Source organism: Clostridioides sp. ES-S-0005-03 (assembly GCF_020658455.1).
Lineage (GTDB): Bacteria > Bacillota > Clostridia > Peptostreptococcales > Peptostreptococcaceae > Clostridioides.
The window spans coordinates 1,402,926-1,419,078 of the sequence record NZ_JACVWI010000001.1 but is presented as its reverse complement, the minus strand read 5'-3'; the positions used below and the strand labels follow the sequence as shown (position 1 = coordinate 1,419,078).

The 16,153-nt window shown below is 27.6% G+C and carries 13 protein-coding genes; 9 read left to right on the top strand and 4 right to left on the bottom strand.

The window, feature by feature from the left end; genetic code table 11:
- Positions 1 to 6 precede the first annotated feature (6 nt).
- Positions 7 to 384 (bottom strand): PadR family transcriptional regulator, encoded by a 378-nt coding sequence (locus tag IC218_RS06645; RefSeq protein ID WP_227824058.1) that lies wholly within the window; start codon positions 382 to 384, stop codon positions 7 to 9.
- Between the two features lie 265 nt (positions 385 to 649).
- Between IC218_RS06645 and IC218_RS06640 the strand changes: the two genes are divergently transcribed.
- The 5 genes from IC218_RS06640 to IC218_RS06620 all read left to right on the top strand — a co-directional run bounded on the left by IC218_RS06640 (position 650) and on the right by IC218_RS06620 (position 7,537).
- Positions 650 to 1,084: a hypothetical protein gene (locus IC218_RS06640; protein ID WP_227824057.1), complete on the top strand. Its 435-nt coding sequence runs from the start codon at positions 650 to 652 to the stop codon at positions 1,082 to 1,084.
- An 83-nt stretch (positions 1,085 to 1,167) separates the two neighbouring features.
- Positions 1,168 to 2,403: a hypothetical protein gene (locus tag IC218_RS06635; protein WP_227824056.1), complete on the top strand. Its 1,236-nt coding sequence runs from the start codon at positions 1,168 to 1,170 to the stop codon at positions 2,401 to 2,403.
- A gap of 110 nt (positions 2,404 to 2,513) precedes the next feature.
- Positions 2,514 to 3,656 carry a peptidylprolyl isomerase gene (locus tag IC218_RS06630; protein WP_227482760.1) on the top strand — a complete coding sequence of 381 codons (1,143 nt, stop codon included), beginning with the start codon at positions 2,514 to 2,516 and terminating at the stop codon, positions 3,654 to 3,656.
- Positions 3,657 to 4,115: 459 nt separating this feature from the next.
- Positions 4,116 to 5,507 carry a peptide MFS transporter gene (locus tag IC218_RS06625; protein ID WP_227437297.1) on the top strand — a complete coding sequence of 464 codons (1,392 nt, stop codon included), beginning with the start codon at positions 4,116 to 4,118 and terminating at the stop codon, positions 5,505 to 5,507.
- Positions 5,508 to 5,743: 236 nt separating this feature from the next.
- Positions 5,744 to 7,537, top strand: a complete 1,794-nt coding sequence (locus tag IC218_RS06620) for an aminopeptidase P family protein (RefSeq protein WP_227437295.1) — start codon at positions 5,744 to 5,746, stop codon at positions 7,535 to 7,537.
- A gap of 85 nt (positions 7,538 to 7,622) precedes the next feature.
- Here IC218_RS06620 and IC218_RS06615 read toward each other — a convergent pair whose 3' ends face one another.
- Positions 7,623 to 9,005 carry a peptide MFS transporter gene (locus IC218_RS06615; RefSeq protein ID WP_227437294.1) on the bottom strand — a complete coding sequence of 461 codons (1,383 nt, stop codon included), beginning with the start codon at positions 9,003 to 9,005 and terminating at the stop codon, positions 7,623 to 7,625.
- A gap of 255 nt (positions 9,006 to 9,260) precedes the next feature.
- Here IC218_RS06615 and IC218_RS06610 point away from each other — a divergent pair, with 255 nt between their 5' ends.
- Positions 9,261 to 9,608 carry a cupin domain-containing protein gene (locus IC218_RS06610; RefSeq protein ID WP_227437292.1) on the top strand — a complete coding sequence of 116 codons (348 nt, stop codon included), beginning with the start codon at positions 9,261 to 9,263 and terminating at the stop codon, positions 9,606 to 9,608.
- A 17-nt stretch (positions 9,609 to 9,625) separates the two neighbouring features.
- Complete coding sequence (locus tag IC218_RS06605; RefSeq protein ID WP_227437290.1) at positions 9,626 to 10,660, top strand: DUF6398 domain-containing protein; 1,035 nt, start codon at positions 9,626 to 9,628, stop codon at positions 10,658 to 10,660.
- A 50-nt stretch (positions 10,661 to 10,710) separates the two neighbouring features.
- Here IC218_RS06605 and IC218_RS06600 read toward each other — a convergent pair whose 3' ends face one another.
- Positions 10,711 to 11,760, bottom strand: a complete 1,050-nt coding sequence (locus IC218_RS06600) for a PTS transporter subunit IIC (RefSeq protein ID WP_227437288.1) — start codon at positions 11,758 to 11,760, stop codon at positions 10,711 to 10,713.
- A gap of 273 nt (positions 11,761 to 12,033) precedes the next feature.
- Here IC218_RS06600 and IC218_RS06595 point away from each other — a divergent pair, with 273 nt between their 5' ends.
- The gene (locus IC218_RS06595; RefSeq protein WP_227437287.1) at positions 12,034 to 13,575 is read left to right on the top strand and encodes a hypothetical protein; all 1,542 of its coding nucleotides are present in this window, start codon (positions 12,034 to 12,036) and stop codon (positions 13,573 to 13,575) included.
- Between the two features lie 723 nt (positions 13,576 to 14,298).
- Complete coding sequence (gene eam, locus IC218_RS06590) at positions 14,299 to 15,567, top strand: glutamate 2,3-aminomutase (RefSeq protein ID WP_227437286.1); 1,269 nt, start codon at positions 14,299 to 14,301, stop codon at positions 15,565 to 15,567.
- Positions 15,568 to 15,668: 101 nt separating this feature from the next.
- On the opposite strand, the gene IC218_RS06585 is transcribed toward eam, so the two are convergent.
- On the bottom strand, positions 15,669 to 16,025 hold the full coding sequence (locus IC218_RS06585; RefSeq protein WP_227437284.1) for a hypothetical protein: 357 nt from the start codon (positions 16,023 to 16,025) through the stop codon (positions 15,669 to 15,671).
- Between the last annotated feature and the right edge of the window lie 128 nt (positions 16,026 to 16,153).

The following is a 16,153-nucleotide window of genomic DNA, read 5'->3' as shown; positions in this document are numbered from 1 at the left end:
TGAGTATTATTCTAATTCGTTCGCAATAGTATTATAAAAATTTGCTGATTCTATTAGCATCTGTTTAAAGTCTGCAGACCTTTCATTGTAATAGGTTCTACCTTTTTCAGTTATTTTATAGAGCTTTTTACGTTCTTTTTTTGCTGCAACCTCAATAAGACCTTTTGTGAGCATTTTTTCTATTATTGGATACATAGTTCCATTACTAGGTTTCCAAGATAAATTAAAACTACCTATATAATCTGTAACTTCCTTTCCATAAACACAATCGTCTTTTTTTATCATCAAATTTAACGTGTACAGCTCTAAAAATATACTACTAGAAAATTTATTATCATTTTCTTTTGTATTTACCGCTTTCATACCCATTGTTGAATATTTCATATATTTTCTCCTTTTAAATATTATTTTACAAATTCTGATACAGTTTTAATAAATAATTTACATGATAAATAATTTACATTATGTATTTGAATAATATAATTGAATATACACTATGAATTTTAACTTATATTTTTTGTATAGTTTTTACACGTACTTGATTATTATTATATAACATCCAACAGTCGCAAACAACAATTAATAAGTTAGAAGATATTTAGTTTTTAAGCTATAAATAAAATTTCAAATAAAGGAATGGTGAATAAACATGTGTAATACCAATATACAAGAAGAAACTATTTTAGAACAAATAAAAAGGATAAATGAAGAAGATAACAATATAGTTACCAATATAGTAGATAATTTTATAAATAAGCTTTATGATGAAATTAATAATAATGAAAATTTTAGTCTAAAACATGGTTTTTTAACTATAGGAAAATTACTAGTTATTTTAGCACAGTCATTATGTGATAATGAAGAACATTTTTCTAAAGAGTGTGATTTAGCAAAAGATATAGTTTTAAACAAAATTATGGAAGCTATTATGCCAAAAGTTGATTGTGGAAAAGTTATTGATGAGGATTTTGATATAGAAGATCTATCAATAAGAAGAATAATGCTTACACTTGGAATAGCTATAGATTATATTATTTGGAAAACTGATTTAACAAAAAAATATCAAGAAAATAGTATTAAGTAGTTATATACCAAATAAGAGTTTTGACAAAGTAATATTTTGTATGGCAATATAAAGAGTAGATAAAGTATTAGGAGGAACATTGAGTGTTAAAAAAGTGGTTTGGTATTATGAAAAAGAAACAAAAAGTTGAGGCAGCAAAAGAAGAAGGTGAAATAATATTAAAAAATGAAAAAATTTTGTACGAAGAAAATTTAATTGATAAAGAAAAAAAGGTATTATGCTGTAAAGAGGAAGTTGTAAGTGAAGAAAATGAGTCTTTAAACCAAGAAGAATATTTGTCTAATAAAGAAGATAAAGTGTTACGCAAAGAAGAAGTGGTATGTGATAAAAAAAATAAAGTCTTATATGAAGAAGAATTGATAATCAACAATGATAAAGAAGAATTAATAGTTAATAATGATGATACAACTTTAAATAAAGTAGAAATAATAATTGATGATGTAGAAATAACAGAAAAAAGTATAAATAGTGAAGAAACACTAATTAATAAAAATACTATAGAATTAGATAAAAAAGAAGTATTTATTACTGATGAATCTATCAACTTAAATGAAGAAGAAATACCACTTGAAAGTAAAAAAACAGATTCTAAAAAATTTGAAGAAATTGAGCGAAGTGAAAATAATATTTTAGTAACAAACACTACTGAAGTTGAAGAAAAACAAGTAATTGGTATAAATGAATATTTAACAGAAGAAGATTTAAATTACATAAAAGAAATAAAAATAAAACGAGGAAGAAGTATAAAAGCAATAAACTTATATACTAAAGAAGAGAAGACTTTTGATACTCATATTCAATGTAGTAAAAATCTTAAGGTACCACTTGGCTACATAAGAGAAAATTTAAAATATGGATATATGGATTACTTTGGAGAAGCTATAAATTATTTAAGTAAAGTGTTAAATGTAGAAGAATACTGTAAAAATGAGTGGAGCTATCTAGAAAATAGTAAATCTCCATCTGAGATATTTAATATTCTTAATGACAAAATATTTAGTACAAGACTTTCTGATAAAAGGAGAAATGAAATTTTAACTAATGATAAGATTGAAACAATAAAAATGAATTATAAGTTTGAGTGTATTGATGAAGAATATGATGAATATTTTAAAAAATATAAGTCTATAATCAAAAGAGGTGGAAAGAAAAAGATTGAATTAGTAAATAAAAAAGGCGAAGTATTAGAGATATTTAAGTCTTTAGAAGAATGTTCTATTTATTTGCAAAAAGAAAAAAATGAAGTTATACAAATGTTAAAGTATGGAGATACAAAAATAGGAAGAAATTTCATAAGATATAGTTTAAGAAATATTTAATTTCATTTTAAATTCATGAGAGTTTCATTTATGATTCACACATTTAATATTATTTTAATGTAAAATAATAAAAGTGAAGTATTGTACAATTAAATTTAAGGAGGATATTAATGTCTGAAGAAAAAAATTCAAAAGATAATACATTGAATGAAATTAAAAATTCAGAAAATGTAAGTTCTAAACAAGATGATGTGTCAGGTGAAAAAAATACTGATAACAAAATCAAAAAAAGAGAAATAAAATTAAGTAGTAAAAAGCTTAAAGCAATTGTAGCAATTGTTGCAGTAGGGGCAATTTGCTTGGGTGGAGGCTATGTCTCTGGAAAAGAAGCTGGAAGAAAATTACCAGCCACTTCAAAGCGTTATAATAGTAATGAAGTAGTAGCTACTATTGGGGATAAAAAAATTACAGGGGAAATGTTAAGAAAAAGAATGGAGCCATTATTTTATTTAAATGCAAAAAATACTATGAGTGATGATGAAATACGTTCATATGAATCAAATATGATTGAGACTATGATTACATCAGATATATTATCTTCAGAAGCAGCAAAAGAAAAGATAAGCATAACTAATGACGAATTAAATTCTCAATATGATAATCTAATGTCTAGCATAGAATCTGCAATGGGAATGACAAAAGAAGAGTTTCTAAAGCAATTTGACCTGACTGAGAAATATATAAAAGACGATATGAAAAAAGAACTAATAGCATCAAAATACTTAAATGAAGCATCAAAAGTAACAGATAAAGATGCACAAAGTTATTATGACAAAAACAAGAGCAATTATTTACAAGTTAGAGCTTCACATATTTTAATAAAAACTGTTGATGATAAAGGTAAACAAGTCAGTGATAGTAAAAAAGCTGAACTTAAAAAACAAGCAGAAGAAATACTTAAAAAAGCTGAAGCTGGAGAAGATTTTGCTACTCTAGCTAAAAAGTATTCTGAAGATAGTAGTGCAGAATCAGGTGGAGATTTAGGATTTTTTGGAAAAGGTCAAATGGTAGAATCTTTTGAAAAAGCTGCATTTGCTTTGAAAAAAGGAGAAATATCTAGTAAGCTTGTAGAAAGTGATTATGGATACCATATAATTAAGAAAACAGATGAAAAATATCAACCATTTGAAGAAGTAAAATCAGATTTAGTAAGTACTTTAACATCAGAAAAGCAAAACTTACTTATAAATGATTTAAAGGAAAAATACAATGTAAAAATTACAGATAAATATCAAATGAAAGCAAAGCAATAGATTAAATCAATTTATTAAAAGAAGAAAATATTAATATATATATCTAAAAGCTGTTTTTGTTCTTAAATAGAGAACTTAAACAGCTTTTATTATTTTATCATAAAATTAATTCGCCTAAAAATGAAATTATAAAAAAATAACATGCATAAATTAACAATGAAAACGTATTTTGAATTTAAATTATTTCATTGAAAATCTATATAAAATATAAAAAAAATAAATAAAAAAATTTAAAAGCTAAAAAAATACTATTCAAATATATATACTAAAGTTATTCTTTAAAAATACTTAAAAAAGAATATTTTTCATAATTTTAAAAATAATAATAAAAAAATGAAAATATTAACAATAATCTATTGAGTAATATAAAAAAAGATGCTATTATAAGTATGTGTTAAAATGATTAAGCTAATCTTAGTACTGAATTTAACTATAAAAATAATAAGGGGGCGTTTTTTTATGTCAAATACTGAAAGCGTATCTAAAAAAGCTAGTCATCCGAAGAGTTTTTGGCTTGTTTGTATGACAATTTTATGGGAAAGATTTAGTTATTATGGATTAACAGCTTTGTTGGTATTATTTTTTACAGCGAGTGTAACTCAAGGTGGTCTAGGACTTTCTACTCAAGAAGCAACTTCAATGTTTGGTTTGTTTACAGGTCTTATATATCTTACACCATTAATTGGTGGCTGGTTGGCAGATAAAGTTTTAGGTCAACAAAAATGTATATCTATAGGTGCACTTTTAATAGCAATAGGTGACTTTGTTTTGTTTGCATCATCTACATCTATTAATATGGTTTGGGTAGGTCTATCAATAATCATTTTAGGAAATGGTTTTTTTAAATCAAGTTGTTCCAATATAGTTGGTGATATATATCCTAAAACCGAGGTATCAAGAAAAGACGCAGCATATAGTTTATTCTATATGGCAGTAAATGTAGGTGCATTCATAGCTCCAATCATATGTGGACTGCTTTCTGATAATGTATTTGCAGTAAGAGGAGTAAACGGAGATATAGTGTCTTATGGATATAAGATGGCATTCTTAGTTTGTGGTATAGGTATGATGCTTGGTATGATTATATTTACACTTTTTGCGCCAAAGCTACTAAAAGAAGTTGGAAAACATCCAGTTACTAAGGGAAATAAAGGTGAAAAAATTGAGTATGGACCACTTACTAAATTAGAGAAAAATAGAATCATAGCAATGGTTGTATTATTCTTATTTGTAGTTTTATTTTGGACAGCATACTATCAAACACAAAGTTCATTTATGATTTATGTAAGAGACAATGTAAATAGAACTCTATTTGGATTTGAAATGCCAGTGGCATGGCTTACATCGTTAAATGCTATATTATGTGTAGCTTTATGCCCTGTATTAGCTGCTTTGTGGGTTAAATTATCTAATACTAAAAGAGGCGACTTTTCTATTCCAGTTAAAATGGGGTTGGGAATGATAATAATGGGTCTTGGTTTTATAGTTATGGTATTGGCCACATTAGCCAATGGTTCAGATGGGACAATAAAGGCTAGCATACTTTTTATAGTAGTAACCTATATATTTACAACTGTAGGGGAGTTATTTTTGTCTCCTATAGGTCTTGCAATGTTTAATAAATTAGCTCCAGCTAAATATGCTACATTATCTATGGGTGCATGGTATCTGACAAGTTTTTTTGCTAGTTTGTTATCAGGAAAAATTGCTGGATTTACAGCTACATTAGGTTTTTTGCAAATCTTTGGAGGAATAGCAGGAGTCTTAATAATCTTTGGTTTAATATTACTTGGATTAAGAAATATATTGACAAAATTAATGGCAATGGATTTGTTAACAGAAACAAAATAATCCACACTTAATTAGTGAAAATAAAGGAAATTACATTTGAATATAAAATCAAACGTAATTTCCTCTTTAATTATGAAAAAAAGCTTTACATAGATAGATATTGTAATTAAAATTATAATTGTGATAATTAGAGTGTATAAGATTTATATAAATTATATAAAAGGAAAATTTATGTAATAAACTTTACATACTTATATATTTAGTTATTCAAACTATTATTTTGAGGAGGTCTTGTTGTGAATATAAAAGACAGAGTAAATGAATTAAGAAGACTTATGGAAGAAAAAAATATTGATGCTTATATGATTCCGTCTTCTGACAATCATCAAAGTGAATATGTAGGAGATTACTTCAAATCAAGAGAATTTATATCAGGATTCAATGGTTCAGCTGGAACAGTTATTGTGACTAAAGATGAAGCTGGATTATGGACAGATGGAAGATACTTTATACAAGCAGAATCTCAATTAGAAGGAAGTACAATAAAATTATTTAAAATGGGACAAGAAGGTTGCCCAACTACTGATGAATATTTATATACAAATATTCCAGAAGGTGGAACTTTAGGTTTTGATGGTAAAGTTATATGTGCTAAAGAAGGAGCTACATTAGCTGAAAAATTATCTAAAAAAGGTATAAAAGTAGAATACCAATATGATTTAATAGATAGCATATGGTCAGATAGACCAGCTTTATCAGATAGTAAAGCATTTTTATTAGATGTTAAATACTGTGGAGAAAGTTTTAGTTCAAAGTTAGCTAGATTGAGAGAAAAAATGAGTGAAAAAGGTACTTCTACTCATGTAATAACAACTCTTGATGACATAGCATGGTTATTTAATATAAGAGGTGGAGATGTTAAATACAATCCAGTTGTACTTTCTTATGCAGTGATAACTTTAAAAGAAGTTTATTTATTTGTTGATGAAAGTAAATTAAATGAAGAGATATTAAATGAATTGGCTAAAGAAAATGTAAAAATAAAACCATATAATGATGTATATGATTTTGTAAAACATATAGATAAAGATGAAAAAGTTTTAGTTGATGGAACTAAGATTAACTATGCAATTTACAATAATATACCTTGTGGAGTTGAAAAAGTTGATGAGTTTAATCCAGTAATGTTCTTTAAGGCCCAAAAAAATGAGGTAGAATTAGAGAACATAAGAAATTCACATGTTAAAGATGGTGTAGCTTTCACTAAATTTATGTACTGGTTAAAGAATAATGTAGGTAAGATAGAAATAACTGAAATAAGTGCTACTGAAAAATTAGAGGGACTAAGAAGAGAACAAGAAGGATTCTTTGAACCAAGTTTCAATACAATTGCTGCATATAAAGAGCATGCTGCTATGATGCACTATAGTGCAACTCCAGAATCAAACTATAAGTTGGAAGCTGAAGGTTTATTCTTAGTAGATTCAGGTGGACAATATTATGATGGAACTACTGATATAACTAGAACTACAGTATTAGGACCTATAAGTGATGAATTAAAATTACATTTCACTTCTGTAGCAAGAGGTATGATAAATCTTTCTAAGGTTAAATTCTTACATGGTTGTAGAGGATACAACCTAGATATATTATCTAGAAGTTGTATGTGGAATATGGGAATAGATTATCAATGTGGAACTGGACATGGTATAGGATTTGTATTAAATGTTCATGAAGCTCCAAATGGATTTAGATGGAGAGTAGTTCCTGAAAGATTTGATAGTGCAGTTCTTGAAGAAGGAATGGTAACTACTAATGAACCAGGTATATATATAGAAGGTTCTCATGGTATAAGAACAGAAAATGAAATAGTAGTTAGAAAAGCTGAAAAGAATTTTTATGGTCAATTTATGGAATTTGAAGTTGTTACATTAGCTCCTATTGATTTAGATGGTATAGTTCCAGAATTAATGAATCAAGATGAAAAAGATTATTTAAACTGGTATCATAAATTAGTTTATGATAAGATATCTCCTTTCCTAACTGGTGAAGAAAGAGAATGGTTAAAAGTTTATACTAGAGCTATATAGTTTTGTAATTGAATACTATAAATAAATCGAGGCATTTTAATGCCTCGATTTTTGATATATTATCTATTAAACTTAAACATAGTTTTTACTTTGATAATTCTACAAGTTTTTTATTCATTATAAGTAATATAATTCCAAATAGCAATAAAAATGAAGGGATTACTATAAATACTTGTAACATACCAAGGTGGTCTATAATAGCCTGTGTATAACCAGATAATTTATTTGCTGCAAATTTACCTAAGAACCAAACACCCATTAAGAATGAAATATATTTTTCTGGTGAAAGTTTATTTACCATACCATATCCAACTGGAGAAAAACAAATCTCTCCTATACTTTGGAATGTTAAAAATCCAATTACCCAAAATACACTTGCTTTCTGAATTGAATTAGGGTTAGTTCCTGTTTGTATAACTGCGACTATCATGAATAAAAATGCTATAGCTAATAGTATAAACCCTAGACTCATTTTTGAAGGTACACTTAAATCGCCTTTTTTAGTCTGAGATAATTTTACCCAGACTAGAGCAGATATAGGGCCAAGGATTACACATAGAAGACCATTATATGAATCTATCCATGAGGTTGGTATTTGAAAATTACCAACAGTCAGATTTATGTGTTCTTTTGTATACAAAGCTATAGACATAGAAGCTTGATTATATGCTATCCAAAAAAATACTGTAAAAAAAGCTAATATTAATATTACTATTATTCTTTTTTTCTCAACTGAAGTTAATGGTTTTGAAGCAAGTAATTTTTTATATTCTAATGATTTCTTTATAGTTTCTTTTTGACTACTAAATTCATTACTTGAAGATTTATAAAATCTTTTGTGACCAAATATAAAGAATAATAAGCCTATTAAAACAGTAATTGAAGCAAATAAAAATACATATCTGTAACCATACATATTTATAGAAGTACCATTTTTCATAGCGAACCATTCATTAGCGACCAAACCACAGATTAAAGGACCAAATAATGTTCCCAGATTAGTAGCCATATATGTAATAGAAAAAGCGCCATCCTTTCTTGGGTCATCATTAGTATATAAGTTTCCAACTAAGGTATGCAAGTTTCCCTTATAAAAACCTATTCCTAATCCAGACAAGAATATCATGATGTTTACATCCATTTTGCTATTTGCCAGATATCCTAAAAAGTAGCCAATTGAAACCATTATCATTCCAAGCATAATACAATTTTTCGGACCTAAAAATCTATCACTAACCCATCCACCAATAACTGGAGAAAAATAAGTCCATGCTAAAAAAGATGCAAGCATTGATGCAGATTCTGCTGGTGTTAATCCCAAACCACCTTTAGATACTTGCTCAGCTAGAAATAACAATAGCACTAATTTCATACCATAGTATGCAAGTCCTACAAATGTAAATATTGAACAACAAAAATATAAATCCTTAGGCTGTTTAAGCTTTTCTTGAGTTTTTAAAATTGACATATGTTGAGAACCTCCAGACCAATAATTTAACAAAATTTTTCCACACTATATGAGTATATGTTTTTTTTATAAAGACGTCAACTTATGGCATAAGAAAACAAAGTGTTAATAATCTATAAAAATAGTATTATTTTATAGATTCAGTAATATTTTTTTACAAGAATATATGTTATTATTATATTAAAATACAACATATTATGGAAAGGATATGCCAATTTAGTAGTTAGATTGATTGTTTGGCAGGTGGGATGAGCTATGATAAGAAAGAAATCTGAATTACAAGTAGAAGTAAAAGAAAATTTAACTGGTGGGGTTGGAAAAGTTAAGCTTGAAAATATATTACAAATTGATGAGCTTAAAGGAAAAGGAAGATTATTTAAAAGAATAACTTTACCAGTAGGAAGTTCAATTGGTGTGCATGACCATACAACTGATTTTGAGGTATATTATATATTAAAGGGAAAAGGTAAAGTTTTTGATAATGGGGAATTTGTAGAAGTAAATGAGGGTGATGTAATATACACTGCTGATGGTGAAGAACATTCTATAGAGAATATAGGAGAAGAAGAACTTGAATTTGTAGCAGTAGTCTTATATGTGTAAAATATGGAGGAGGAGTCATGACAAGCAAGATAGAAGAAATTAAAGACAAGATAAATAGATTTTGCAACTCCAATCTAAATCAAGAATATAAAGATATAAGTTTTAAAATCTTGCAAGACATTTTAGATAATAATAAAGAGATAATTCATTCTTCTAGAGCTGATATATGGTCTTCAGCTATACTAAACATAGTTTTGGAGCAAAATCTCTTATATAATAAGAAGCATCCATTACATATAACCAAAAAGGAATTTTCAAAAAAAATAGGTGTTTCTTTAAACACTATAAACAATAAATCATCATTGATAAAAGACGTTTGTAATATTGATTTCTTAAATCAAGATACTATTGCTATCTCTAATATTGAGTTTTGGGTAAGAGAGAGTAACTCTAAATCCAAAGCCATAGATTTAGAGTTAGAAAAGAAAAAAATACTTTATAAAAGATATATTAAACTATCACAAGAAGCTAAAAATCATATTGAGTCAATTAGGTATATGGAAGAAGCTGTAAACATTGGAAAAAGCATGATTACTAAGGAAGATAGACAACTTGGATTTTGGAAAGGTGTATCTACTAGAGCTTATATGGTAGCACTTGAGTCTCTTGCTAGGAAGTTAGAGAGTATTGATAATTTAAAGGAAGCTAGAAAGGTATTAGAGTATTTAATAGAAATCAATCCTGATGATGAGCAAGGAATAAGGTATAAATTACTCAATGTATTAATTAGGTTAAATGATAGAATAGCAATAAATAATTTATTTGAAATGTATAAAGAAGAAAAGTCTGCTACATGGATGTATAGCAAAGCTCTTTATTATTTTAAAAATAAAAATATGTTTTTAGCAAGTGATGCTATTAAAAGTGCTAAAAATAAAAATAAATATATTGGATTATATTTAATAGATTGGCGAAATGCCTTTGGTAGAGAGTTTGTTACAGCGGAAGAAAAGGGAGAAGCTGTCTATTACTATGATGAAAATATAGTACTTTGGAATGAAGTTAAAGGTTCTATGGATTGGTTACTGAAAAAAATGTTGGAATTTTCATAAAAAAAACTACTCCTTATTACTTATAAAAAAGTAAGGAGTAGTTTTTTTATTTATACATCTAATTTTAAATCTCCTGGTTTTATCATACCTTTTTTTCTCATAAATTCTGATATTATTAGAGTTACAATAGCAGGAAGTACAAAGTTAAGTAAAAGTATACCAATCCACATAGTTATTCCACCTTTTCCAGCACTTTGCATGGCAGTTACTGTTCCAAATTGTCCAACTAATCCACAAGTTCCCATACCAGAGCCAATAGGTATATTTTCCATTTTAAATATTGTTGTAGATAATGGGCCAAGTATTATTGAAGCTATTGTAGGTGGTATCCAAATTTTCCAGTTTTTTATTATATTGGGAACTTGGAGCATGGATGTACCAAGTCCTTGAGCTACAAGACCTCCTACTCCATTTTCTCTAAAACTCATAACAGCAAAACCTATCATTTGGCAACAACAACCAACAGTTGCTGCTCCACCAGCAAGCCCTCCCAAACTTAACATCATACAAATAGCTGCACTACTTATGGGTAGTGTAAGAGCTATTCCAACAAGTGCAGAGACAAGAGCTCCCATTATTATAGGTTGCATAGTGGTTGCTTGCATTATTATGTTTCCAAATGAAGTCATAAATGCAGAAACTGCTGGTCCAATAAGTTCTGCCACAAGTACTCCTATTAGTATTGTTACAGCAGGTGTAACTAATATGTCTACCTTTGTTTCCTTTGAAACTAATTTTCCAATTTCTACTGCAAAAAGTGTAGCGACAAATGCACCCACAGGTCCTCCTAGTTCATTACCACAAGCTCCAACAAGTGCACAAGAAAATAGCACAAGTGGAGGCGCTTGAAGTCCATACGCAATAGCCACTGCTATAGCTGGGCCTGTAACTTGCTTAGCAAGTGGGCTTATAACTTCAGTAAAAAGAGAAATATTGAAGTTGTCTCCTAATGTGTTAAAAATTGTTCCAATTAAAAGGGAAGAAAAAAGGCCTAGTGCCATATAACTTAATGCATCAATAAGATACCTTTGAACAGAAATTTCAATGTTTTTGCTCTTAGCAAACGATTTAAAATTTCTTTTTTTGCAATTGATTTCCAATTTAAAATCCTCCTCATATAATACAAATATAATTTCTTTTTAATTAATTATATAACTTTTCAGCTGACAAGACAAATGTTATTTCACTAAAATTAGACTACTGTAATAGTAAGAAATTAACACTAATTTTAGTTTTAAATTTTAAATTTATGGTTTATAATTAGTATAGGGATATTCTGAAATATAATACTTTTCCAGTTTATCCCAATATTTAACTTAGGTAGATTGCTTACAAAACAAATGATTATATATTAGGCTAAAGGAAGTGGATAGATGAGATTTGTAGAAAATAAGAAATACAGAAAAATTGCCATAATTATATCTATTCCTATATTGCTTGTTGCGCAGTACTACCTTTTTAAATTTGGAATACTTAGACCAATGGTAAAGGGAGTGGAAATCGAAATTGTAGATGGGGAATATGTTAAAGATTTAGATAAATATGTAGTAAAACTAAATGAAACAGTTACTTTGTCTACTGGCGAATATATCAAGGTTCCTTCATATGCTAAAGACCCAAATATTTGGTTTAATGTGTTGGATAATTCAGGGACTTTAAAAATAGATGGAAATAAGATGACAGCATTAAAGGTTGGGTATTCTTCTGTGGGTATTATGAAGAATTCAAGAGTGTTGAAAAAGGCTACTATAAAGGTAGTAGACCCAGAAGTAGAATCACTAGATATGGAGATTAATGGGGATTTAAAACATGTTGGTGATAGTGCTACTATAGAAAGTACAATAGAGGTTGATTATGACAAATTTAAAAAGTCATATAAACCTATTTATAAGAGTAGTAATGATGATGTGCTAAAAATTAAAGGAAATACAGTAAGTGCAGTTGGAGTTGGAAAAGCCACAATATATGCTAAGTGTGGAAATAAAGAAGTAGAGAGAACCTTTAGAATTCAAGCTAGAGTTGCCGAAATAAATATGAATGATGTAAAAATAGAAGTTGACCAAAATGAGAAATTAAAACCAGATATAATAACTTCTCCACCAGGTTTAGAACCACCAAAAATACACTATGAGTTGGCCGATTCAAAATTACCTGTGGAAAGAGCTATAAGTCTAAGCGGTGATGGAAGTGTAGTAGGTCTTAGAGAAGGTAAAGAAAGAGTAAGGATAACTTGTGGAGATAAGTCTAAAATAATAACTGTAACAGTAGTCAAAGAAACTATAACTAATGATTATATACAGAATTTAGTAGGTTCACATAAAATAGTAAATAACAAAGTTATTATTAAACTTGAATGGGATTATATGAAAGATGTTTTTGACTATGATATATATCTTAAAGACAAGTTGTCAGGAGAATCATTTAAGAAAATTAAATCTATAACTGTAAATGAAAGTGATTTAGGAAAATCACAAAAAGTATATGCTACTATAGAAATTGATGTAAAAGATAATCAGAGTATAGATTATGATATTTATGTTCTAGGTAAGAAAGACTCAGACACAACCAAGCCAAGTAATGTAATAAACATTACTAACATGAATGGTAATGGCAACTCAGATAATAATGATAACATACAAAACATGAAGGTTGAAAATATATCCGCTAATGTTGACAGAGATAACAATGTTATTAGAGTTAACTGGAGCAGTGTATCTCATAAAGAATGTACCTATAGTATATATATAAAAAATAATACTAATGGAGATGGTGAGTTTACTTTGTATCAAAGTGATATAAAAGGGAATGAACATACTATAAGTATCCCTGAAGGAGATTTAAATTTAGATATATATGTAGTGGCAAATTACAATGGACAAAATTCTAAAAATAGTGATGTTATAAATGTAAGATAAATTTATACAAAAATTTAGAAGTGTTAGATTTATGATTTATTAATAAATCAAATCATTATAAGAAGAGGATAGTATGGGAGTAATCATACTATCCTTTCTATTTTATTGAAACATACTGGTGTTAAATTTTTAGTGTGAAAATTATTGTAAAAATGAAAACATAAAAGGCATATATATCATACCAGATTATCATAATCCAACAACGCATTCTATGTCTAACTTATCATGTAAGAAAATAGCAGAGATAGCAAAAAAGTATAATATCATAATTATTGAAGAAAGAAAAGATGAGATTATAAAAAGAAATGAAGCTACTAATAAGATTTTATCTGAGTATAATTTAATTAAATAAATAAAAATGCGGAGAAATTTATTATAATAAACCTCCGCTTTTATTATTTAATGAAATACTTTACTTTCTATTAAAATTTTAACTTTAATCATCTTGAAAATATAATCGTTTTATGGTAAAATAATTCTTAAAAATAGAAATAATTAATCATTTGTTAAAAAAAATGCATAATAAATTGTAATTTATTGACTATAGTGGGAAAATATTCACAAATGTATAAAATAACAGAAAAAATGCAAAAATAAAATCAATTTCATATGTTATAAAATCTATATGGCAAAATTAAATTTGCCTATCAGAATGATATAAACACATCAGAAAGGAGGATGCTATCAATAATGGAAATTAATTAATTTTGGTAGCTAAAAATTATGAATGAACAAACTAGAATATCCTTAGAGAGAGCTGCTGAACTAAAATCAAAAATTGATGATTATATTCAGGCTAGGAAAACAATTAACAGAGGTCTTGAAAAAGAAGAAGAGATAAATAAACGAAAACAAAACATATTAAGCATATTAAATGGAACAGAAGAAGACTGGAATAATTACAAATGGCAATTATCAAATAGAATCACAGATGTAGATACTTTATCAAAGATTATCAATCTAACTAAAAAAGAAAAAGAATATATAAAAGAAGTTGGTACTCAATTTAGATGGGCAATATCTCCATATTATTTGAGCTTGATAGACCCAGATGATATATGTGACCCTATAAAATTACTTTCTATACCGACACATATAGAATTGGAAGATGAACAAGATGATTTAGACCCAATGGGAGAAGAGTATACAAATCCAGCAGGATGTATAACTAGAAGATATCCAGATAGATTAATAATAAATGTAACAAATGAATGTGCTATGTATTGTAGACATTGCCAAAGAAGAAGAAATATTGGTCAACAAGATTCTCATAAGTCGAAAGCTGTTATACAAGAATCTATAGACTATATTAGAGAAAATGAAGAAATAAGAGATGTATTAGTAACTGGTGGAGATGCTCTTACATTAAAAGATGATTATTTGGAATGGATTCTTAGCCAACTTAAAGAAATACCACATGTTGATTATGTTAGATTAGGAACTAGAACTCTTGTTACCATGCCACAAAGAGTTACAGATGATTTTTGTAATATGCTAAAAAAATATCATCCTATATATATAAATACACATTTTAATCATCCGATGGAAATAACTAAAGAATCTAAAGAGGCTTGTGAAAAATTAGCAAATGCAGGTATACCATTAGGAAATCAAGCCGTGTTATTAAATGGTATAAATAATGATAAATTTGTAATGAGATGTTTAAATCAAGAATTACTTAAAATAAGAGTAAAACCATACTATATATTCCAAAGCAAACATGTAAAAGGAACAAAACATTTTAATACATCAGTAGATGATGGTCTTGAAATAATGGAATATCTAAGAGGATATACATCAGGAATGGCAATACCAACATATATAGTTAATGCTCCAAAAGGAGGCGGTAAGACTCCATTACTTCCACAATACCTTGTATCAAAAGGAACAGATTATGTTATGCTTAGAACATGGGAAGGCAAAGTTATAAAAATGGAAGATGAACCAGCTGTAGATATAAAGAAACTTATAAAAGAGCAAGCACAGGATTAATAAAATATTTAAATATATAAAAAGAAACAACTTTAAAATAAAAATAAAATGGATGCTAAATTTATATCAATTTGCATCCATTTTTATATTAGTTAATTATTTTATTTATTATTTTGTTGTTGATTAACCAATTCAAGGTATCCACTTGGATGGAAGTAATATATCTCAGAAGTATTTTCATTTACAAAATAACCAATGTCACCATCTGCATCTGGTAAAAATACATATCCATTAAGATTTTTAGCTTTTAATGCTTCAAAATCGCTAGCATTTCCTTGATATATGTAATCAACTTTATTGTTGTATTTTACTAAAAGTTCTTTGGCTTGCTCTTGAGTCAATTTAGTACTTTGACTTACAGGAACATTCTTTTGAGAATCAGCATAAGAAGATTCATTTACTGGTGCAGTTAATAATAAACAAGATAAAACTAATAAAGATATAAGTGCTTTTTTCATACTAAAACCCTCTTTCGTAATTAATTATATAAGATTCATTTCTTAATAATATTATATGTTTTCTATAATTAAATATTACCATTAAAGAGGATAATATTACAGTTACACAGCTGTAACCTTTGATTACA